Source organism: Planctomycetia bacterium, assembly GCA_021413845.1.
Classification (GTDB): Bacteria; Planctomycetota; Planctomycetia; order Pirellulales; family PNKZ01; genus PNKZ01.
The window spans coordinates 35,079-57,485 of record JAIOPP010000092.1; the positions used below are offsets into that span (position 1 = coordinate 35,079).

Sequence of the window (22,407 nt, forward strand, 5' to 3'; positions counted from 1 at the left end):
TGCGTCGCGTTAGCGACGCTTGAATCGCTAACACATCGATGGCGTCGCGATCTTGCCTTGCGCTGCCGGGATGCTTGTGGTTACGGCACGTGGAACGTGCCTACTACTTTAAAGCCTTCTACTTTAAAACAGCTCGCTGATCGGCTTGCCTTCTTCGATGATGTAGGTCGGGCGGCCGCGGAAGTCGGGGAAGGAGATGCCTGGGTCGACGCCGAGGTGCTGGAAGATCGTGGCATGCAGATCGCCCGGGCGGAGCGGGTGGTCTTTCGGGCGTTCGCCGCGAGCATCGGTGGTGCCGATGAGCCGGCCCCCTTTTACGCCGCCGCCGGCGATCATGACCGACAGCGCGTTGCCCCAATGGTCGCGGCCCGGCGTTCCTTGGCTGCGCGGAGGGCCGCCGTTGCCGCCGTCGTTCATCTTCGGTGTTCGGCCGAATTCGCCGCACATCAGCACCATCGTGCTGTCCATGAGGCCGCGGTCGGTGAGGTCGTCGAGCAGGGCGGCGACCATTTGGTCGACCTGCGGCAAGTAGCGATGGTAGCCGGCTTGCAGGTCCCAGTGATGGTCCCAGCCGCCGCAATGGATCGAGACGAACGTCGTGCCGGCTTCGACTAAGCGGCGGGCGAGCAACGTGCTTTGGCCCCACGAATGCCGGCCGTAGGTGTCGCGCAGCTTGTCGTCTTCCTTCGCGATATCGAAGGCGTCGATGGCCCGCGCACCGGTGACGAGCTCGTAGGCTTGCACTTGAAACTTGTCGGCCGATTGCAGTATGCCGCCGCCGTCGATCTTGCGGCGCAGCTTATCGAACGAATCCAACAGCGTGCGCCGTTCTTGCAGCCGGGCCATGTCGAGCGCCGGCAGCTTATCGAGGTTCTGCACCGCGAACTTCTTTGCGTTCGGATCGCCGCCGGTTTCGAACGGATCGTATTCTTTGCCGAGATAGCTGCCGCCGAAATAGCCCGGACGGATCCCGATGCTCATGCCGTACGGTACGCCGATATGCGCGGGCATGCCGGGCTTGCGGGGGCCGGTGACTCTCGTCGCCGCGGCGCCGATGAACGGATGCTTGCCGGGGGTGTCGCCGCCGGAAGCGCCCCCCTTGCCGGTGAGCATCCAGTGGCCGCCGGCGAAGTGGTCGCCGTTGTCGTGATGGATCGAACGAATGACGGAGAACTTGTCGGCACGTTGGGCCTGGAGCGGAAACAGCTCCGTCATGTCCATGCCCGGCACGTTCGAGCGAATCGGATTCCAAATGCCCCGATACTCGGAAGGGGCGTCGGGCTTCATGTCGTAGGTGTCGATATGGCTCGGCCCGCCGTCGAGCCAAATCAGAATGACCGAAGTCTCTTTCTTCGAGGTTTTCTTCACCGCGCGCGAAGCGTCGGCGGCGCGCAGCATGTCGGCCACGCCGAGCGAGCCGATGCCGGCCATGCCGACTTGGAGGAAACTGCGACGCGAAATACCATCGCAATAGCGGGCGTTGCCGGCAGTCGAGCCGGTGCCGTTGGGGAGGTCGCGTTCGCCTAGATTTATGCGCAACATCGTGTTGCTCCTCAAAGCGGAGCCCTAGCGCGAGGTGGGAATTCGAGCGGCAGGGCGGGGCGGGGTGTCGGGAACGGCAGTCGGACGCGGCATGAATTCCACGGCCGAACAGCCCTTACGTTATCATCAAATCGTACCAATGTGAGCGCAGAATACCGTGAAGTTACGCTTATTGTCAATTTTATCCAGACAAAAGCCGGGCGAGGGGTTAAATCAGGCCCAAATTATCACGCTCTTAACAGGAGCCGATCTGCCGGCCGGAGCAGAGTCGGCTAAATTGCGCAACCACCGCCGACCGGACGACTTGTATTTCGCCGACCGGTGCGTGTACGGCGAAGGTAAAAGCCATGATTCTTCCTCGTTCCTCACATTTCTCTAACATCCGACCACTATGCTCTCAGCGCTCGCTGAGCGATGGTGAGGCCGAAGAGGTCGGGCCTGTCGCGGCATGCGCCATTTGAGATTTCGATTCCCAAGCAGAGGTAGTTGAGCGTGCAACTTAGATTTCGTCTTTCTCGATACTTGTTCCTCGCCCTCCTGACGGCGGCCCTCGGCGGCTGCAGCGGAGGTCGCGAAAGTTCCTCCGGCAGCGGTTCCGCTAGTGGCGGCTCCGGCAGCGGCGGTGCAAGCGAAGCCACTTTCGCCAAGGGGGCGCTCGTCAAGGTCGACGGCTCCAGCACCGTCTTCCCGGCGACGGAAGCGGTCGCCGAAGAGTTTCAGAAAGAAATGAAAGGGAAAGTCCACGTCACGGTCGGCATCTCGGGCACCGGCGGAGGATTCAAAAAATTCTGCCGCGGTGAAACCGATATCTCGAACGCCAGCCGGCCGATCCTGACGGAAGAGATCGCCCTCGCGAAAGAAAACGGCATCGAGTTTATCGAACTGCCGATCTGCTTCGACGCTCTGACGGTCGTCGTCAATCCGCAAGCCACTTGGGTCGACGAGATCACGGTCGAAGACTTGAAAAAGATCTGGCATACGGATGCCCAAGGCAAGATCACGACCTGGAGCCAGATCCGTCCGGAATGGCCGAACGAAAAGTTTACGCTGTTCGGTGCCGGGTCCGACTCCGGAACTTTCGACTACTTCACCGAAGCGGTCTGCGGCAAGGCCAAGGTCAGCCGCGGCGACTACACCGGTAGCGAAGACGACAACGTGCTCGTGCAAGGAATCGAAGGAAACAAGTACGCGCTCGGCTATCTACCATACTCCTACTACGAGCCGAACAAGACGAAGCTCAAAGCGCTCGGCATCAACTGGGAAAAGAACAAGCTCGGGGCAGTGAAGCCGAGCCTCGAAGCCGTCGTCGAAGGGAAATACAATCCGCTCTCGCGGCCGCTCTTCATCTACGTGAACAAAAAAGCCGCAGGCAAGCCGGAAGTGAAGGCGTTCGTCGATTTCTACATGGCACACGCCAAGGCGCTCGTCGCCGAGGTGAACTATCTGCCGCTGCCGGAAAAGGCGTATGAAATGGGTCGCGAGCGATTCAAAAAGCTGCAGACCGGTTCCGGTTTCGGCGGCGTGCCGGAAGTCGGCCTGCCGGTCGAAGAGATCCTCAAGCGAGAGCCGAAGAGTTAAGCGCGCTACGTCGATCGGTTCGAGCGCCGCCGACAACAACGGCGCTCGAACCGCTTCGCTCACCTTCGCATAAGTTCACAACCGAACCGCATGGCATCCGACGAAACTCTCCGCGGCCCACTACAGCCTCCGGGGAGCGCTGCGCTCGATTCGGTCGCGCGGCTGATCGTGAAGCGCCGGGCCTACAACGGCCTCGCGGCCACGCTGCTCTGCGCCGCCGCCCTGTCGTCGATCGCGATTACGTGCGGCATCGTCGCGATTCTGCTCTACGAGTCGTCGTCGTTCTTCGAGCATGTCTCGCTCTACGACTTCTTCACCGACACGATGTGGACCCCGCTGTTCTCGAACCCACACTACGGCATCTTGCCGCTCGTGGCGGGGACGCTCGTTACGACGGCCGTGGCACTCACGATCGCGCTGCCGGTCGGCACGATCGTCGCGATCTATCTGAGCGAGTTCGCCCCGGCGACGGTGCGAGAGATCATTAAGCCGCTTTTGGAATTGCTCAGCGCCGTACCGACCGTCGTCTACGGTTTCTTCGCCTTGGAATTCGTCACCCCGAAGTTGCAAGCCATCATCCCAGGCCTGCCGACGTTCAACATGCTCAGTGCCGGGATCGTGATGGGAATCATGATCATTCCCTATATCAGTTCGCTGAGCGAAGACGCGATGCGCTCCGTGCCGATGCTCTTGCGCGAAGGCTCCTACGGCATGGGAGCGAACCGCCTGCAAACGGCGCTGAACATCGTGTTTCCCGCGGCGTTCTCCGGCATCGCCTCGGCGTATGTGCTCGGCATTTCGCGAGCGATCGGCGAGACGATGATCGTCGCCGTCGCGGCCGGAATGCAACCGAACCTAACGCTCGACCCACGCCAACCGGCCGAAACGATCACGGCTTATATCGTGCAGGTCAGCCTCGGCGATCTCCCGCACGGTACGGTCGGCTATCAATCGATCTTCGCCGCCGGCATCACGCTGTTCGGCATGACTCTCATCTTCAACATCCTCGGCTACTACCTAAGAAAACGCTTCCGCCAGGTGTACTAAGCGCGCAACCGACCCCTGAACACTGACCTCTGACCACTGCCTTGGACAACCTCTCTCAAATCATCGCTCGCCGTAAGCTGCAAGACCGCATCTTCAATGTGGTGGGGATCGCTTGCACCTCGCTCGGCATCATCACGCTGCTCTTGCTGATGGCGAATCTCTTGATTGCCGGGCTCGGTCAGATCGATTGGCAGTTTCTGACTTCGTTCCCTTCGCGTCGCGCCGCCAACGCAGGCATTCTTTCCTCGTGGGTCGGTTCGCTGTTGATCATGCTCGTCACCGGCTCGACGGCGGTGCCGCTCGGGATCGCCGCCGGCGTCTATATGGAAGAGTACGGCCGCAAGGGACGGATCAACAACATCATCGAGATCAACATCTCGAACCTCGCCGGCGTTCCCTCGATCATCTACGGACTCATGGCCTTGGGGATCTTCGTCCGCCTCTTCGGCCTAGGGCAGACCGTGCTCGCCGGCGGGCTGACGCTCGCGGCGCTGATCTTGCCGATCGTGATCGTGGCGACGCGCGAGGCCTTGCGCACCATTCCCGTCCATATTCGTGAAGCGGCCTACGCACTGGGCGCGACGAAGTGGCAAGTCATTCGGCATCATCTATTGCCTTATTCACTCGGCGGAATCTCGACGGGCGTGATCATCGCGCTCTCGCGCGCGATCGGCGAGACGGCCCCGTTGATCACGATCGGCGCACTGACGTTCATCGCGTTTTTGCCGCCGTCGCCGGTCTCGTCCGATTTTCCGTTTCTGTCGTTCGAGTGGCTGCATTCCCCGTTTTCCGTGCTGCCGATCCAGATGTTTAATTGGACCTCCCGTCCGACGGAAGACTTTCACAAGATCGCCGCGGCGACCGGGATCGTGCTGATCGCGATCACCCTGAGTATGAATGCCGTCGCGATCGTAGTACGCTATCGGGCTCGGCGGCGTATCAAATGGTAGAGAACCCTATGAAATCGGCGACCGGCGAACTCGCTCGTGAAGCGGCGGCCCCGTCATCACCCTCTATGTCGAGAAGCAGCGACGCTCCACGATCGACTCCTAGTTTGAGTCCCCTCGGCAGAAGCACTATGGCTGACCGCGAATCGATTCCCGATCATATCCAACTGACGCCGCTGGTCGATAAGCCGCATAAGGCGCTCGTCAAGTCGCTGAGTTTTTATTACGGTCAGCATCGCGCTCTGAAAGAAGTCACGCTTCCGATCGCCGAGAACAACGTCACCGCGCTGATCGGCCCGTCGGGCTGCGGCAAGAGCACGTTGCTGCGCTGCTTCAATCGTATCCACGATCTTTATCCCGGCACCCGCTACGAAGGGGAGATTCTCCTTTACCCGAGCGGGGCGAACATCGTCAGCCGCGCGGTCGACCCGATCGAAATGCGGATGCGTATCGGCATGGTTTTTCAAAAGCCGAACCCGTTCCCGAAGTCGATCTTCGAGAACATCGCCTACGGTCTGCGGCTCAAGGGGATCAAGAACAAGGGAGAGCTGTGGGGGCGCGTCGAAGCGGCGCTGAAGTCGGCTGCGATTTGGCCGGAAGTGAAAGACCGACTGCACAAGCCGGCCTACGACATGTCGGGCGGACAGCAACAACGGCTTTGTATCGCCCGCGCGCTGGCGACCGAACCGGAGATCATGCTGCTCGACGAACCGACCTCGGCCCTCGACCCGATCGCGACGAAGCACATCGAAGAATTGATTCGCTCGCTGGAAGAAAAGGTGACGATGATCATCGTCACGCACAATATGTCGCAAGCCTCGCGCGTGTCGAACTACACGGCGTTCATGTACCTCGGCGAGATCATCGAGATGGGAAAGACCAGCCAAATCTTCGAGAAGCCGCGGAGCAAATTCACGGAAGAATACATCACCGGCCGCTTCGGTTAAGAACTTCTTAACGCCTCATAACCGAATATCCATCGGCACGATCCGAATTGGAACTGCGGCACAGCGCGAGAAAATTCTGCGAATCTCGCGGCAATAATTCGGGCTTTTCGAAACGAATTGCTCGAATCGAGCGTCTATAAGCCGTTCTGGATCGGCAGACGAAGCGGATTTGCTCCGTTTTCGCTCGCAGAGGGTGCGGCCGGCCCCCGAGTGGGCTTCGCTACATCTTTCTTGCTGAAAAACTTCCTTTTGCCAATAATAGATGGCTACTCGCGAATACCCTCCGGCGCTTCCATGCGCGGCCGTTCTACGTCCGCAGCGGAAATCGCTCGACCCCCGACCCGACGCCGTTCGCTCCGCAAGCCCGACGTGAATGTCCTGCTTCGACGACCCCATTCGTTTACATGGGGCATCTCTTAGCAGCGACGACGCGCCGGCATATTCATCACAGGTGACTCTCGTGGCAGAGAAATTTAATCCGTTGAAGTCGTGGCTCGGCATCAGCACGAGCGGCAAGCCCAGCTATTACGATTTGATCGGGCTCGCCAACTTCGAAACGGAACCGCCGATCATCGCCGATGCCGCCGACAGCGCCATCGCGAAGGTTTCGGAAAATCTCGGCGGCGAGCATCATGCCGCCGCAGAAAAGCTCGTGCGCGATCTGAAGGGATTGAAAGGGGTACTGCTCTCCGCCGACAAACGTCGCGCCTACGACGAGCAACTCCGCAACCAACTCGGCATCGCGGCGCCTCCGAAACCCGCCGCGCCGTTGTTGCCCGGCATGTCGCCTCATTCGCTCGAAGCGGCCGACTCGCCGACGATGATGCTCCCGCCCGGCGCGCTCTCCGCTTTGCGCAGCAGCCTGGATCAAGTTCTGAACTCCGCCCCTCCCGCAGCGCAGGGCTACGGCGCTCAGCCGAACTTCCCGCCGGGAAGCGCTCCGGCGCCGGCGTACGGTGCTCTTCCGCAAGGCGGTCTACCTCCGGGTGCTCCTCCGCAAGGCGCTCCTTCCTATGGTGCTCTTCCGCAAGGTGCTCCTCCTTACGGTGCTCCCGGATACGGAGCACCTGGATATGGCGGCCAACAGGCCGGTGCGCAGCCATACGGCGGACAAGCTTACGGCGCGCCGCAGCCGAACGGGCCGCAATATGGTGATCCGCAGTACGGCGGTCAGCAACCGCAGTATGGCGCTCCCGTCGGTCACGCCCCGAATCCGTATCAGCAACAAGCTCCTTACGGAGCCGATCCGAACGCAGGGTACAACCCCAACGCCGGATACCCGAACAACGGCTACGGCGCTCCGATGGGTGCGGGCCCAATGGCACCGAATCAAGGCTTCGAGCAACCCGGCTTCGGCGGCAATCCGTACGGTGCGCCTGGGATGGGCGGGCCTGCCATGGGTGGCCCGAACCTCGGCCTCGGCGGCCCGAGCCCGCTCCCCGGCGACCCGATGGGATTCAACGCTCCTGCGCCGGCCGGTACGCTTCCGCGGGCTCCCGCTCCGCGCACTCGTGCGCGTGTCGCCGCTCCGGCGAAGTCGCAACTCTCGAACGTCACGCTGGCGCTGTTGGTTCTCGGCGGCGCGGCTGCCGTCCTGGCCGTCGTCATCATCGTCGTGCAAAAGAATAAGGGGAACAACCTCGCCGTCGCGATCAAAACGCCGACGCGCGACACGATGAACAAGCCTCTTCCGCCGATGCCGCCGGTCGCCGGCGTGCCGCTGCGAACTCCGTTCGAGGCGGGCCCGCCGAAGCCGCGCGCCAAGCTGCCGGGCGAAGACGTCGCCGTGAGCATCGACGTCTCGAAAGAGATGGACCGCCGCGAGCGCATGAACCAAGCGATGAACACGGACACCCTCGTCCCGAAAATGCTGCCTGAAGGGGCGAAGCCCGCCATGGGTACGCCGGCCGGCACCGTGCCTACGACGTCGTCGCCTCCGACAACCACGATGACCCCGGAGAAGAAGACGCCGGAACCGCTCGGAGGGGTCGATGGCTTGAAGGGGGTCGTCGTCGCGCAGGTCGCGATGGAGCCTGCCTTGCCGGAAGACGCCGTGCGGGCGAAGTCGGTGCCGACGATGCTCAAGGGAGGTCGGGCCTCGCTGCAAGCGCGCGACTACAACAAAGCGGAAGAGATGATCTTGCTCGCTCAGATCACGGCCGATACGCCGACGCTGGTGAAGCGGTCGATCGAACATGGCCGCGCGCTCGATCTGATGCGCGGCTTCTGGACCTCGGTGCGCGACGGAATCAAAACCCTTAAGGCCGGCGACGAAGTCACGCTCGCCGCCAAGACCGGCACGGTCGTCAAGCACGACGAAGTCTCGCTGGTCGTGAAGCTCGACGGCAAAGATGTGCCGCTGCTGATCGACAAGCTCGTGCCGGCCCTCGCCGTGCAGATGGCCGAACGGGCCATCGGCAAAGATGCTCCCGGCGCGAAGCTCGTCTTGGGAACTTTTCTCGTCCTCGATCAAGGCGCCGACCACGCGCGGGGTTTCACCCTGATCGACGAAGCCGCCGGGGGCGACATCATCGTCGGCGACTATCTGGAGATGCTCCAAGCGAAGGACTAAGCGCCGGAGCGGCCCCCTTGTTCGAGCCGCCCCCGCTTCGCACGACCGCTACAATCGCACCGTCGCCCGGCTTGCAAGTGCCGTTGCGTGGTCGTCCGTACGGTACCGTAATCTCAACCTAGACTTGTGTCGAATCGGAGCGGCTTCGCACACCGCTCCCGAACTCTTCGCAAGGGGCATGTTGTGAATTCGGCCGCCAGCACGTTGATTACCTACAATCCGGTCACGGTTTCCGCCGGCGACTCCCTCGCGCAAGTGCTGCGGCTGATGGAGGAATGCGAAACCCATCACATTCCGGTCGTCGACGACGACTTTCACTTGCTCGGCATCATTTCCGATCTCGACGTCGCCCGCTGCCTCGAAGCAAGCGGCGGCGACGACCGCAATGCGAAGCCCGAGATTCGTTCGTCGTACGAAGACTCGCTGCTACAGCGCGAGCCGTTCGATGAATCGCTGCCGACCGCCGGCGACATGATGACGCGTACCGTTACGGCGCTCGAGTCCGACCTGGCGCCGCTCGTCGCCTTGCAGTCGCTCTTGGCGAAGCGCTTTCATTCGATCCCGATCACCTGCGACGGCCGGCTCGCGGGCATCGTGACCTCTTCGGATTTCCTCCGTGAGTTCGCCGTGCTCGCTCCGACGACCGCGCGCACGCCGATCGCCCAGGCGATGTCTCCGTGGCGGCCGACGATCGGCATCGAGGCCGGCTGCTTGGCCGCGCGGCAGATGATGGCTGCCCACCATGTCGACTTCCTCGGAGTCGCCGAAGGGGTTCGTCCGCGCGGCGTCCTCTCGCAACGCCGGCTGCGCCGCGCCAATCGCTTGGAAGTCATCGCCGACGGCTCGTTCGCCGGCGACGATTTGCTGCTGATGAACGACGTCGCTTCGATCGGCGACTTGATGAGCGCCGAGCCGGAATCGATTCCCGCGCTTCGTTCGCTCGGCGAGGCGGCCGCCGTGCTCTACGAACGGAAACTCGACGGGCTCGCCGTGGTCGACGCCGCCGGGCAAGTAAAAGGAATGATCACCGAGACCGATCTGCTGCGAGCGCTGAGCCGCTCGCTCGCCCGCCACGCTTAGCCCGCCGGCTTCTCTAACGCCGATTTATCGAATTCGAAATTCGACAGAGCGAGCGGCATCCGTTATCATCCCCGCCGTCGGCAAGTGTTGCGCGCGTCGCGTCGACGTCGCGATTTCGCCCTCGGATAAGGATGCAGCATCATGGCAGCCGCCGGACTTTCCGAATTCGTCGTCGTTCTCTTACTTCTCTTCGGCGGCCACGGCGCGATCCCGGTCGGCGTTCCGCTCCCGCCCGACGCCGGCTTGCAATCGGCCGTTCCGCCGAAAGCTCTCGTCTATGTCTCACACTCCGGCAGCACCGCGCCGGACGCGAAGAGCACGAACCAGATCGAGCAATTGCTTGCCGAACCGGAGATTCAAGGTTTCCTCGGAGAAGTGAAACGGCTCATCGACGAAGGACTGAAACGCGTTCCGGCGAACAACGAGAAGGAAAAGATCCTCACGGCCGCGCTGCCCGTCATCGGCAAGACGCTGCTCGTCCGGCCGAGCATGTTCTATCTGTCCGAAGTGAAAGTGCCCCCGGAGCAGCCGACCGGTAACGCGGCCTTTGTCGTCGCGGCGGGAGATCAGGTCGAACCGCTCACGGCCGCGCTCGAAGAACTCGAACGCTTGCTCTTGATGAACGTGCCGCCGAATCAAACGATCGAGCGCACCGAAGTCGGCGGCGCCAAGCTGCACAAAATGCCGATGCCCCCCGGCGCGCCGCCGGTCGTCTGGGGTGTGAAAGATCAGTATGTGTTCATCGCCGTCGGCGAGCAGGAAGCCGAGACCATCGTCGCACGGCTGACCGCGAAAGCCGCCCCGCCCGAATGGCTCGCGCAACTGCAAGCCGAACTCGATCTGAAACGGACGAGCGGCCTCTTCTACTTCAATGCTCAAGCCGTGATTGCGCAGGCCGAACCACTCTTGAAGCAATTCGCTCGCGCACCGCCGCCGCTCGACGACGTCTCGAAGCTGCTCGACATCTCCGGCCTGCGCCACTTGAAGCACATCGCGCTGGCCGCAGGGCTCAACGACACCGTCGCGGTCTCGAAGGTGCTCATCGCCCACGACGGCACCACGGCCGGGCTCTTAGACATCGGCCAAGCGAAGCCCCTGACCGCAGCCGATTTCAAAACGATTCCGCGCAATGCCGATATCGCGTTCGTCGGCCGCTTCGCCCCGCAAGGGATGTATGCTCGCCTGCTCGAGCTCGTCGAAAAGGTCGAGCCGGGCGTTCGCAAGAAGACCGAAGCGCAACTCGCGGAAGCCGACGAGCAACTCGGGTTCAGCATCCAAAACGATCTGCTGGCCGGGCTCGGCGATACCTGGACCTTTTACAACTCGTCGGAAGAGGGAGGCTTGCTTCTCACCGGCCTGTGCGCCTCGGTCGGCGTGCGCGATCAAGCGAAACTCGAAAAGGTGATTGAACAAGCGCTCCGCATTATCGCGGCCCAAGTAAGAACGCGCGACGATCAGCCGGCGTTCGGCGTTCGCAAGACCGAAGTCGACGGCAAGACGATCTCCTTCATTCAAGTCACGGCCGAAGTCTCGCCGGTCGCTCCGGCTTGGTGCTTCACGGACGATCGCCTCATCTTCGCGCTCTCGCCGCAGATGGTTCGCGCCAGTATTTCGCGGCCAGAGTCGGAGGGCTCGCTCGGCGATATCGCGGAGGTGGCCGAGCACCTCAAGACGGGCGACGTCACGAGCCTCAGCTATTCCGACACGACGCTGTTGCTGCGCTTCGGCTATTCGTATGCCCAATATATCGCCACGCTCGGCGCGAGCGCTTTGGAGAAAGAGATCGGCATTCGGACCGACATCTCGAAGTTTCCTTCGCTCGGATCGATTCGTCGCCACATGCGGCCGGCGGTCTCCGTCACGCGGCAAACCAAAACCGGCATCCTCCTCGAGTCGTACGCGACGGGCCCTTCGATCGACGCCGTTACGGTGCCGTTCGTCGTCGGCGCGGGAGCGGGCCTCTTGGTTCCTGCGGTTCAGAAAGCTCGCGAGACCGCGGCTTCGGCTTCGTCGTTGAACAATCTTCGGCAGATCACGCTCGCGATGATCTTGTATGCCACCGAGAAGGGAACGCTTCCTCCGCGCGTGATCAAAAGCCCCGCAGGAAAGCCCCTCTTGAGTTGGCGCGTCGCCATTCTGCCGTATCTGGATGAGAACGCACTCTACGAGCAATTCCACTTGGACGAACCGTGGGACAGCGAGCACAACAAGACGCTGCTCAAGCTTATGCCGAAAGCCTACGCGCATCCCGGCGCCGGCGGCCGGCCCGGAGCGAGCAACACGCAGTACCAAATTCCGACGGGCAAGGGAACGGTGTACGACGCGTCTCAACCACCGAAGCTCGAAGACGGCAAAGCCTTCGGGGAAGGGACCTCGAACACGATCTTGATCGTCGAAACAAGCGCAGAGAAACAAGTGCCGTGGAGCAAACCCGACGACATTACCCTCACTTCCGAGAGTCCGGCGGACGATCTCAACAGAAACCGCAACGGAACGATCAACGTCGGCTTTGCCGACGGCTCCGTTCGCGGCCATACGATTTACGATCTCGAAGCGCTCCGCAGCGCGCTGTTTCCGCGAGCGGAACAGCCCTGATTCTTCGATCCGTTCGAGCCTTACCAAGGTCGTAGACCGCATGCAAGCGTCGGCTGGCGCGATATTCCGCGCCGGCGATCTTGCGGCGGAATAATCGGTATAATCGACATCGCAGGCGATCTCGAATCGCAAGCGGCAACCTACAATTGCTTGCTGGAATTCGCGCGCGAGCACGGGCTTCGTCCCCCCGACGGTTCGACTCGCGGTGTTTCCGGATGTTGCTCTACAATCAGTTCGGCGGCGGTAGGCGGCACCGTCGAACACTTCCCCTTCATTAGGTCCGCTCGTTATGGAAACGCAGGGCGTCTGGGGCGTCACGAACGCCGAACTCGAGACCGCGGTCGCTGCCGTTGATTCGGCGGCGTTCCTCGTGCCGCCGCGCATCGTGCGCCGCGTCTTGCGCCACGACCGTCAGCTCAGCGACTCGGGCCTCCGTCTGCCTCATCGCAAGATCTTCTTCGTGCGTCGCGACTCGCTACTCGAGGTCGTCGAACCGGAAGAACTCGGCCTCGGTTCGCCGGCCGATGTTCCAGAGATGTCGATTTTGCTCGCGCGTCCCGAGGCCGAGCAGTTGTCGGCCACGACACGCCCGCGCGTATTGCTCAAGTATTGGCGGCTGCTGTTCCACGGTCGGGTGCATGTCGAATTCGAAAAACTGATCGCCTCCGAGCAGCTGACGCCGACGATCGTTCGCCGCCGCATCGCCGAGATCGGACGCTTGGAGTTCGAAGAAATCCGGACGATGCTCAAGCAGGAAAACCTGCTGCTGCCGCCGGTCGACGAGACCTCGACCTACGTCGAGTTCGCGGCCGTGTATTTGGAATTGAAATACTTCGCGCCGCGCCTACTGAGCGATTACTTCCCCTCGATCCGCGACTGGGCGAAGATCGACGCCCTGATCGCCGTCGATTTCAACGGCCCGCAATGGTTCGAGGCGACCCGACTTCCCGGCGCCCCGGAACCGCACGAACAGACGATCGAAGACGAAGAAGCGCTGACGGTCCGCCGCATCGATCCGGCGGCGACGAATCCGCGCAAACAGTCGGAACGGCTCTATTGCCGCTTGATGAACTTGGCCGACAGCTCGCGCGTGCGCGGCAACGACGTGCGCTCGTCGATCATGCGCTGGTGGGCCGCGCTGCGCATCGGGCCGAAGCTGGCGCGCACGGCGCGCGAACAAGGCCGCGAAGACCTGCATCATTTGGCCGACCGGCTCGCGCTCGCGGTCGGCATGCCCGAAGCCGAACGAGCGGCCTGGGGCGAGTTGCTCGCGGAGTTGCTTCCCGTAGCGGCGCGCGGCATCTGGTCTCCGGAAACTCGCTTTCTCTACGACTTGCAGAAAGTCTGCCTCGATCACGAACGGGGCATCTTCCAACTCGACGTCGTCGGCTGGCTGCGCAGCTTCGGGCGGGCGCCGCTCAAACGCGAATTGCCCAACCAGCGCGAGGTGCTCATCTCGAAGCATCTGCGCGGCGCGCTCTATCGCATGCCGTCGCTGCGTATGACGGGCATGCTGCGCGATCGGCTGACTTCGCTGCTCCGCATCACGGTCGAACGGGCCGAGCGCGAGCTGCGCGACACGATGCGCCCTCGGCTGGAGCAAGCCCTTGATGAAGTCGGCCTCACGCCGACGAACCGGCCGGAGATCGTGGCGCGGAAAAAGCTGACCGAAGAACTTCTCGATCGGATCGTGAAACGCGGCTTCTTCAACCTCGGCGACTTGCGCGATGCCGTTTCGCACAACAATCTGAAACTCCGCGACATCACGGAGTGGAGCGAGCTCTGGAGCGGCGACGAAGCCCTCCGCGCCGACGCCACGCTCGGCCGGCGGCTCGACGGCGTTTATCGGCGGGGCGAGTTGTATCGGCGGATTCCGCAATGGCTCAGCTCGGCCGCGTTCGGCACGAAGCCGGGGCGATTCGTGACGAAATACGGCATCATCCCGTTCGGCGGTGCATATATCCTGCTGGAGTTCCTCCAGCATTTGGTGCATGAATTCATGCACCACGTCGTTCACAAGCATCACGAGCCGGGCCAAGTAAAGCATCTGCATTTGCTCAACGGTTATACCGTCGGCCTGCTCGGCATCTTCATCATCTTGCTCTACTCTCCGAACTTTCGTGCAGGCTGCGGCGAGGTGCTCGGAGCGATCGGCCGGCTGCTGGCCGACCTGTTCGTCGCGTGGCCGAGGCGCGTCTTGCAGGCCGATCTCGTGCGGCAATTCATGCGCACGTCCCTCTATCGCGCCCTCCAGCAATACTTCTTTAAGCCGCTCGTTTCGACGATCGTCCTCGCGCTGCTGCTCTCGATCGCGCAGCTGCGCGTATTGTCGTGGAAGGAGCTGGGGCTCGTCTTTCTCGTCGCCAATTTGCTGGTCAACTCGAAGTGGGGTCGGGCCGTCGACGAATGGCTGACCGATCTCGCGCACCGCTCTTGGCACCAACTCCGGTTGCGCGTCTTCACGACGGTGCTGCATGCCGTCATGGAGTTCTTTCATGAAGCGCTCGAAGCGATGGAACGCTTGCTGTATGCCGTCGACGAATGGCTCCGTTTCCGCACCGGCGAGTCGCGGCTTGCCACCGGCGGCAAGGCCGTGCTGGCTTTCTTCTGGTTCTTCATCAACTACGTCGTGCGCTTCGCGGTGACGCTATTGATCGAGCCGCAGATCAATCCGATCAAGCACTTCCCGGTCGTTACGGTATCGCACAAGATCATCCTCCCGCTCGCGATCACGACCTCGGCAAGCACCGTTCCCTCGGCCCTCGGCGGCCTGCTGATTTGGCTATTCGGCATGCAAATCGAAACGGCGAACTTCGTCGCCGCGAGCGTCGTATGGCTGATTCCGGGCATCTTCGGCTATGCGGCGTGGGAGCTTCGGAGCAATTGGAGTCTGTACGAAGCGAATCGTTCGCCGAACCTGAAACCGGTCGTCGTAGGCGATCACGGCGAGTCGATCGTAAGGCTCTTGCGCGCGGGCTTCCACTCGGGCACCGTGCCGAAAACCTTCGCCCGGCTGCGTCGCGCCGACCGTAAGGCGCAAGCGATCGGAGCATGGGACGCGCCGCGCAAATATCGAGGCCGGCTCGAAGAGGTTTGCGAATCGGTCGAGAAGTTCGTCGAGCGCGACTTGATCGAGCTCTTGTCGATGAGCGAGCATTGCCGCACGCTCGGGCTTGAGCTCGAGCAGGCGACCATGGGAATCACGCATCTTAGGATCTCACTTTCCGGCCATGCCGAATACGGTGAACCACTCGTGATCACGCTGCAAGAAAAAGCCGGCTGGCTGATCGCGCGGATGGAAGTGCCGCAGTGGTACGACCGGCTTTCGGTCGAGCAAACCCGCACGCTGACGATCGCCGTGATGGGCTTCTATAAGATGTGCGGAGTCGACTTCGTACACGAACAGATAGAGAAGCGCTTCGTTCCCGAACTTCCGCGCTACGACTTCAACGAACGAGGCTTGGTCGTTTGGACCGATCCGGAAGGGGAGCCCGAAGCGACGTACGACCTGCGCCGTCGCAACGACGCGGAGCAATTGGTCTCCCCTTCGGTGCCCTGTGCGCTGCCGACCTTGGACCGCCAACGCTTGTTCTTCGCCTCGGCTCCGATCCGCTGGACGCAATGGGTCGAGATGTGGGACCGCGAAGGCCAGCTTTCTACGGCCGACGCGGGGACCATCGTCGCGATCCGATCCGCCACGCCCGGTCAGTAGCTTGGGCGGGGAGCGTCGATTCCGTTCGCCCGGCGGTTAGCGTCGAATGCCTACGTCGTCGGGGCGTTGGCCGATCGTGATCGTAAGCTTCACTTCCGCATCGTCGCGCAGCACGACGACCGCGATCTTCGTGCCGATCTTCGTGCGGGCCACTTCGAGCGTAAGTTCCATTGCGTCGGTCACCGGCTTGTCGTTCCAGCGGAGGATAATGTCTCCCTTGCGCAAGCCTCCTTGAGCGGCAGGCGAATCCGGCACGATGCGCGTGACGAGAATCGCGACCGGCACGTCGACGCCGAGTTGCTTCACTTGATCTGCGCTGAGGTTATCCAACCCGACGCCGAGCCAACCGCGCGCGACTTTACCTCCTTCGATCAGTTTGTTGTATACCTCGTGTGCGGCGTTGCTCGGAATCGCGAAACTGATCCCTTGAAACGATTCGCCGATGATCGCCGTATTGATGCCGATCAATCGGCCGTGGATATCGACCAAAGGGCCGCCGCTATTGCCGGGATTCACGGCCGCGTCGGTTTGCAGGAATTCTTGATACGGGGTCGCGGAGCCTACGCCTCGGCGATCTTTCGCGCTCACGATGCCGAACGTCACCGTGCGGTCTAAGCCGTAGGGATTGCCGATCGCCAAGACCCAATCGCCGACTTCCAATTCGTTGCTGTCGCCCCAGTCGATCGCGGTCAGGCGTTCGAGGCCGATCTTCAGTACCGCGAGATCGGTTAAAACGTCATAGCCGACGAGCTTCACATCGTCGCTCTTCCGCCCGTCGGCCAGTTTCACGTTGACCGACGACGCATCTTGGATCACATGGAAGTTCGTGAGGACGTAGCCGTTCGCCGCGTCGACGATCACGCCGGAGCCTTGCCCGCGCATCCGCTGCTGGCCTCGAGTGCGCGGCCCGCGAAAGCCCCATTCGTCTTGCACTTCTTTCTGCACGACCCGAACCGACTCGGTGTTGATATGCACGACGCTCGCTTCGACGCGTTGCGCGACCAGGCGGAAGGCCCGCGACGTATCGGAAAGTTTCACTAGTTCGGCGTTCTCGCCGAGGCGTACCAACTCGGCGGCGGCCGTTTCCGATTTCGCGCGCAGTTCGCCGCGCTTCATCGCATAGCTCAATTGCTCGGCACCGTACGGCAACACCATCGCCCCGACGAGCAGCAAGAGAATCAAGATTAAAATCGGCACCCGATACGTCGACGGCGGGGGTGGAGCAGCGGGCGGAAATAGCATCGGGTCTTGCATGGTCGTATACTATCGAAGAGCGGCCAGCGCGGCGGCGAAGATACCCGCAGAGTCGGCCCGAAAAGGTTCGTCACATCCGGCGATGACGCAGAGGGATTATATCGCCTCGGCGCAATGAAGGGAGCCCGAGACTGCGAAATCGGAAGCCTCCGCCGATGCGAATGGAGAGCGGCTTAGTTTAAGAGTTTCATTTGATGTCGACCCCCAAATACTTTCCGCCTCCGGAATCGACGGATGAAGATGGCTTCATCGGCATCGGCGGCAAACTCACGACCGACTGGCTACTCGACGCCTATCGGCACGGCATCTTTCCCTGGCCGCTGCACGACGGCACGTTGGCGTGGTTTTCGCCCGACCCCCGCGCTGTCATCGAGTTCGATAAGTTCCACGTTTCGCGTCGTCTGCGCGAAACGGTTCGCAGCAAGAAGTTTACGACCACGATCGATCGCGACTTTCGCGGCGTGATGCAAGGCTGCGCTTCCGCCAACGGCCGCGACGACAACACCTGGATCACCGACGAGATGCTGGCCGCTTACGTTCGCCTACATCAGGCCGGTCATGCGCATAGCGTCGAAACGTGGCTCGGCGATCGACTCGTCGGCGGCACTTACGGCGTCGCGATCAACGGGCTCTTCGCGGCGGAGTCGATGTTCTATCGCGAGCCCGATGCGTCGAAGGTGGCGCTCGTGCGACTCGTCGAGCATTTGGTCGAGCGCGGCTTCGCGCTGCTCGACATTCAGCAGATGACTCCGAATTCCGCCCGCTTCGGGGCGACGGAAATCCCGCGGCGCGAATACCTGGGCCGCGTGGCGGAAGCCGTCGGAAAGCAGACGGCGTTCTAACGCTTCGGCGCGGTCGTCGTCGCCGGGGCGCGGCGCTGCGCCGTGCGCGCCGGAGTCGTTTCGGGCGTGCCGACCGGCTTGTCGACGCCGGCAACCGAAAGACCCATAACTTCGCGGTAGATCCGATCGGTAATCGAGACGAACTGCTGCTTCGTCTGCGGCGAGACCCGTTCGCACTTGTCCGAAATACGTTGCAGGCCTTCCGGGCCCGACTCCGCCGCTCGGCTCACGGTCGAAGCGAAGCCGGTCGTCTCGCGGAAGTTGTGGTCGGCGATCGTGCCGATCATGTTCTGAAAGGTCTTGGCGAAGATCTCGATGCCGATATTGTCTAATTGCACGAACGAGTCGAGCCGGCATTGAATGACGTCGTGGTCGTCGGCGTCGCGCACATGCGCGCTGCGCATCGACAGCAGGCAGCGTCCTTTGATCGCCCGCGGCACGAGCGTGCCGACATACGTTCCCTCGCAATAGACGAGGTGTTGCGAAGCGGAGCGATACAGGTAGTGAATGTCCCCCGTGGTTCCTTGTCCGTCGTCGAGATGATACGACGCGGGTCCGATCTTTTTCATCGAGACCTTCGACACGCCCATCACTTCCCACATGTTGATGACCATGTCGGGATGATCGACCAAGAAGGTAAACATCTCGGGATCGCATTCGATCACGGAGTGCGGCAGCCGACGGAAGACGGTGACGTTTTTGAGCACCTTGTCGGTCAGGCTTTTACCTTGCGGCGTAAGCTTCGCGACCGGCAGCGTGCGGAGCGCGTCTTGCTCCAATTCGCGATGCGAGCCGTGCGACGGGGCCGGCTCTGCGGCCGAGCTTCGTTCGTACGCCACCGGCACGAAGGCGCAAGCCAGCGCGATCGCAAAGCCGGAACGTCGCACAAGCTGGCTGAAATTCGTTCGCAAAACGCCCCCCTTCGAACCACGATTCGCGTCGTGTGCAGCAGACCGCCGGCGTCGTCGACCACACCCTCTAACGCGTGGTAAACTTTGCCGACCTCCGGATAAATCGGCTTCTCCGAAAGGATCCGCCACTGTTTTTCGGCGAGTCGTCCGGCAATCTTCGGAAGCCGTGCCGCACGTCTTGGCGCACATTGATCTTGTGAAAAATCGAGATCCTCGCGCATGATGCTCGGCGCTATGCGAAAACCTCTTTCCACTGCCGCGAAATCCGCGAGTTTCCGCAGCCCCGCCAAGCCTGCGCCCGTAGCGACTCTAGGGGCTTCGCAAAGCTTAGCGCGATCGGCGAACCCACCTTCATCGGCGCGCCCGAGCGCCACGAAACCTCCCGAGCCTCAGCCTCGGCGGCGTAAGCTCTTCTTCGCCGCTTCGCTATCGCTGCTGACGTCGGCCGTAGGCGCGGTCGGGTACTTAGAGTTGTGGCCCAAGTATTTGTGCCGGCAATGGGAGGCTCGCGCCGCGACCGCTTCCGAAACCGATGCCGAGTACATCGTCGATCGCCTCGAAGGTTGCGGCCCGCTGGGGACGACCGCTCTGGTGCGACTACTAGCGTTCGAGCGCCCGCATGTGGCGCAAGCAGCTTATGGCCGGCTCTCGTCGCTCTGTCGTAATCTGCGCGGCACCGCCCCCGGCGAAGAGCTGACCGAAGCCGGTCGCGAACAATTGCAAGCACTGGCCGCGGGGCTCGAAGAGCTGGCCCATAAATACCAGCACGAAGTTCCCGCGCCGGTCGCCGACTTCGCTTGGCAAGCCCTCGAGCTGACCGGCCGGATGTCGCTCGACGATCGAGTGCCGATGCTGGCTCGCGGCCGGCTCGCCACGGTTTCCGATCAACTGCTGCAACGTCCGACGCGCCCGCGTACCGTGGTCGCAGCCGATGCTCCTACGCCGAAGAGCCCCACGCCTCCGCCGACGGACGCCGCCACGCAACATCGCCTCGCCGCACAACGGACTCTGGCTTCGCTCTACAACTTACCGGTGCCGGCGACGGCGCCGAATGCCGCGACCGCTCCGGCCGGGCTCCCCACGGCAATGCCCGCGACCCCGCTCGCAGCGTCGATGCCGGCAAGCACATCGGGCAGCATTAATCCGAACGAGGCCGGCTCCGCATCCACTCCCGAACAGCGGAGCGTGGCGAATTCGGCGGCTCGGATCAACCCGATTCGGGACGGCTCCGAACCTTCGGCGATTCAACAAGTCTCGACGGCACCGCCTCGCACCACCGATGTAGAATCTTCCGGCGCATCTTCGTCGCCGAGCGCCGCGCTGCAGCGGCATCTCACGACCCGTTCCGCTTGGGCTCTCCTCGGAGATCTGCAAGAAGCCGGCACGCCGCAAGCCTCGGCAGCCGCGGCGGAGCTCCATCGCCGAGGGTTCAGCTTGCGCGAGATCGAGATCGGCAAGCATCTCACGAGCTCCGACCCCGGCGAGCGAACGCGCTACACCGAGATGCTGCCTTCGGCGGGCATCGCCGTGAAGCCGTGGTTGTTGTACTTGAGCGGCGATCCGGATGCCGATGTTCGTCGCGCCGCGGTCGCGATCATGGCAACGAGCAACGACCCGGAACTTCGCGCCAAGCTCCGCGATCTTGCGATCACCGATGCCGATGAAGCGGTGCGCAACCAAGCCGCGAAAGCCGGCCGACCGGCCACGATGCGGGCACCCTCAGGCTATTAATAAAAGCCAGACTATTGAGAGCCGCTCGACTCACCGTTACTTGCGGCGCGTCCGCGAGCCTGCTTCCGCCGACCGGTTGCCGAGCACGTCGATATGCTTGGCCGTGATCTGTTCGATTCGCTGATCGGTGACGAAGCCGCGAATGCCGCTCACCCCGACGTCGAGGCCGAGGTATTGCCGCAAGTTCATTCCCGGCGCGGCGACCACATAGGCCGCGATCTGGCCCGAGGCGTTGGCGAGCGCATAGTTCGGGCTCCCGGCCTTGGCGTTGACCACTTGCATCAACCGCCCGACCCCATCGTAGCGCGACACATCCACGCCGGCTCTCACGACCGCGGGAGCTTCCGGTTCCGGCATGATTGGCGTTGTTGCGACCGTCGGTGTTGCCGTGCTTGCGGCAACTGCGGCCGGTTGTGGTTTCGTGAGTTCGCGATCGACCGTCGCCGTTTGTTCGCGCAGTTGCACGATCGACGAGTACCGTTTGCGAATGTCCTCGAAACGCGCAAGCTTCCCGAGATACATTCGGGCCCGACTCCGCTCCACGGCAGTTTGCGAGCGTTCCACGAGCGTTTCGGCCCGTTGCTTCAACTCGTCGAAGCTCCAGGCGGTCGGTTCGGTCGTCACCATGCGCGAGAGGACCAATTCCATTTCATCGAGTTGCGTGTCGACGGAAGCATCGGCCGGCAACCGACGCAAATCGGCCAGCAGATCGCTCGACGGAGCTCTCGCTTCGCCGACGGGTGCGTTGAACGAAACCGGCTGAATCTCGCCGGAGCCCGCACCGGTCGCCAAGTTCGGCAGGGCAGCCGCCGGGAGTTGCGAAGGATGCAACACGACATGCCGCGCCGCGATCCAGCGAAACTCACCGGCCGGCGGCAAAATCTTGTACCACAGCGTCTCTTGATCGCCGGTGCGCAGCGTGCGACTTTCAAGAATGTCGACCTCGTCGCCGGCACTGAGTTGCACCTGGATCGCATCGCGCAGATCGCTGAACTTCGTGCCGACCCGCGCGTTCACTTCGTTGCCGACGACGCGCCCGGTCTTCTCGCCGGTCTGTTGAATGAAGTCGGCCGAGACCCAACTAAACGCCCCCTCAGGCGGCCGCACTGCCAGCCAACCGCCCGGATCTTGCCGCCAAACTTCCACGGCATCGCCGAGCTTTAGGTTCAGCACGGGATAGTACGTTTCGCCCGGACCGGAACGAACCGGCGCTTCCGTAGGGGCGACGAACGCCGAGTAGGGAAACTGCGCGGCAGGCTCGGCTCCGTAAGACGTGTCGAACGAGCCGGCGCCAGCGAGTTGTAAACAAAGCGCAGCGACGAGCAACGAAAGTTTCGTAAGTCGAGCCATGTGAGAACCTCGGGCCGTGCGGAAGTGTCTGCCTACACGGTGGATAGATGGGAGCGATCGGGGGCGAATCTTGTAGCGAATTCGGGAAATGCGATCAAGCTCGCTCATGCCGGCAGCAACGTAGCAGGCACGTTCCACGTGCCGTCCGCCAAGCGCGCCTTCAAGTGGCCGAATCCGACTCTTTTCTGAACGACGCATGCGGTTACGGCACGTGGAACGTGCCTGCTACTTTATGGTCCGTTTGCCGGAAAGTCGCCGTGTCAGTAGAATCGCGATCTTCGCTCCGTTGAAACTTCCAA

General features: G+C 62.3%; 14 protein-coding genes. 10 read left to right on the forward strand and 4 right to left on the reverse strand.

Going from position 1 to position 22,407, the window contains the following annotated elements; all coding sequences use genetic code 11:
• Positions 1-123 precede the first annotated feature (123 nt).
• Entirely contained in the window at positions 124-1,542 is a 1,419-nt protein-coding gene (locus K8U03_16615) for a DUF1501 domain-containing protein (GenBank protein MCE9606516.1), read from the reverse strand.
• 537 nt (positions 1,543-2,079) lie between these two features.
• Between K8U03_16615 and K8U03_16620 the strand changes: the two genes are divergently transcribed.
• The 8 genes from K8U03_16620 to K8U03_16655 all read left to right on the forward strand — a co-directional run bounded on the left by K8U03_16620 (position 2,080) and on the right by K8U03_16655 (position 16,020).
• Entirely contained in the window at positions 2,080-3,120 is a 1,041-nt protein-coding gene (locus K8U03_16620; GenBank protein ID MCE9606517.1) for a PstS family phosphate ABC transporter substrate-binding protein, read from the forward strand.
• A gap of 90 nt (positions 3,121-3,210) precedes the next feature.
• A complete protein-coding gene (gene pstC, locus K8U03_16625; GenBank protein ID MCE9606518.1) occupies positions 3,211-4,167 on the forward strand; it encodes a phosphate ABC transporter permease subunit PstC in 957 nt (318 codons plus the stop codon).
• A 29-nt stretch (positions 4,168-4,196) separates the two neighbouring features.
• Complete coding sequence (pstA, locus tag K8U03_16630; protein MCE9606519.1) at positions 4,197-5,117, forward strand: phosphate ABC transporter permease PstA; 921 nt, start codon at positions 4,197-4,199, stop codon at positions 5,115-5,117.
• Between the two features lie 128 nt (positions 5,118-5,245).
• Entirely contained in the window at positions 5,246-6,061 is an 816-nt protein-coding gene (gene pstB, locus K8U03_16635) for a phosphate ABC transporter ATP-binding protein PstB (GenBank protein ID MCE9606520.1), read from the forward strand.
• A gap of 460 nt (positions 6,062-6,521) precedes the next feature.
• Positions 6,522-8,633: a hypothetical protein gene (locus tag K8U03_16640; protein MCE9606521.1), complete on the forward strand. Its 2,112-nt coding sequence runs from the start codon at positions 6,522-6,524 to the stop codon at positions 8,631-8,633.
• 183 nt (positions 8,634-8,816) lie between these two features.
• Positions 8,817-9,713 carry a CBS domain-containing protein gene (locus K8U03_16645; GenBank protein MCE9606522.1) on the forward strand — a complete coding sequence of 299 codons (897 nt, stop codon included), beginning with the start codon at positions 8,817-8,819 and terminating at the stop codon, positions 9,711-9,713.
• A 141-nt stretch (positions 9,714-9,854) separates the two neighbouring features.
• Positions 9,855-12,308 carry a DUF1559 domain-containing protein gene (locus tag K8U03_16650; GenBank protein MCE9606523.1) on the forward strand — a complete coding sequence of 818 codons (2,454 nt, stop codon included), beginning with the start codon at positions 9,855-9,857 and terminating at the stop codon, positions 12,306-12,308.
• A 289-nt stretch (positions 12,309-12,597) separates the two neighbouring features.
• Positions 12,598-16,020 (forward strand): hypothetical protein, encoded by a 3,423-nt coding sequence (locus K8U03_16655; protein MCE9606524.1) that lies wholly within the window; start codon positions 12,598-12,600, stop codon positions 16,018-16,020.
• A 36-nt stretch (positions 16,021-16,056) separates the two neighbouring features.
• On the opposite strand, the gene K8U03_16660 is transcribed toward K8U03_16655, so the two are convergent.
• Positions 16,057-17,274: a trypsin-like peptidase domain-containing protein gene (locus tag K8U03_16660; protein MCE9606525.1), complete on the reverse strand. Its 1,218-nt coding sequence runs from the start codon at positions 17,272-17,274 to the stop codon at positions 16,057-16,059.
• A 194-nt stretch (positions 17,275-17,468) separates the two neighbouring features.
• On the opposite strand from K8U03_16660, the gene aat reads away from it, so the two are divergent.
• Entirely contained in the window at positions 17,469-18,116 is a 648-nt protein-coding gene (gene aat / locus K8U03_16665) for a leucyl/phenylalanyl-tRNA--protein transferase (GenBank protein MCE9606526.1), read from the forward strand.
• Here aat and K8U03_16670 read toward each other — a convergent pair.
• Positions 18,113-19,027 (reverse strand): hypothetical protein, encoded by a 915-nt coding sequence (locus K8U03_16670; GenBank protein MCE9606527.1) that lies wholly within the window; start codon positions 19,025-19,027, stop codon positions 18,113-18,115. The genes aat and K8U03_16670 overlap by 4 nt on opposite strands.
• A gap of 234 nt (positions 19,028-19,261) precedes the next feature.
• On the opposite strand from K8U03_16670, the gene K8U03_16675 reads away from it, so the two are divergent.
• A complete protein-coding gene (locus tag K8U03_16675) occupies positions 19,262-20,758 on the forward strand; it encodes a HEAT repeat domain-containing protein (GenBank protein ID MCE9606528.1) in 1,497 nt (498 codons plus the stop codon).
• 36 nt (positions 20,759-20,794) lie between these two features.
• On the opposite strand, the gene K8U03_16680 is transcribed toward K8U03_16675, so the two are convergent.
• Positions 20,795-22,108, reverse strand: a complete 1,314-nt coding sequence (locus K8U03_16680) for an SH3 domain-containing protein (GenBank protein ID MCE9606529.1) — start codon at positions 22,106-22,108, stop codon at positions 20,795-20,797.
• Positions 22,109-22,407 lie beyond the last annotated feature (299 nt).

What these genes read in the sequence shown, in the direction of transcription:
- K8U03_16615 (MCE9606516.1), bottom strand. Translation starts at nt 1,542, where the DNA reads ATGTTGCGCATAAATCTAGGCGAACGCGACCTCCCCAACGGCACCGGC.
- K8U03_16675 (MCE9606528.1), top strand. Translation starts at nt 19,262, where the DNA reads ATGCGAAAACCTCTTTCCACTGCCGCGAAATCCGCGAGTTTCCGCAGC.
- pstB (MCE9606520.1), top strand. Translation starts at nt 5,246, where the DNA reads ATGGCTGACCGCGAATCGATTCCCGATCATATCCAACTGACGCCGCTG.
- aat (MCE9606526.1), top strand. Translation starts at nt 17,469, where the DNA reads ATGTCGACCCCCAAATACTTTCCGCCTCCGGAATCGACGGATGAAGAT.
- pstC (MCE9606518.1), top strand. Translation starts at nt 3,211, where the DNA reads ATGGCATCCGACGAAACTCTCCGCGGCCCACTACAGCCTCCGGGGAGC.
- K8U03_16660 (MCE9606525.1), bottom strand. Translation starts at nt 17,274, where the DNA reads ATGCAAGACCCGATGCTATTTCCGCCCGCTGCTCCACCCCCGCCGTCG.
- K8U03_16680 (MCE9606529.1), bottom strand. Translation starts at nt 22,108, where the DNA reads ATGGCTCGACTTACGAAACTTTCGTTGCTCGTCGCTGCGCTTTGTTTA.
- K8U03_16655 (MCE9606524.1), top strand. Translation starts at nt 12,598, where the DNA reads ATGGAAACGCAGGGCGTCTGGGGCGTCACGAACGCCGAACTCGAGACC.
- K8U03_16650 (MCE9606523.1), top strand. Translation starts at nt 9,855, where the DNA reads ATGGCAGCCGCCGGACTTTCCGAATTCGTCGTCGTTCTCTTACTTCTC.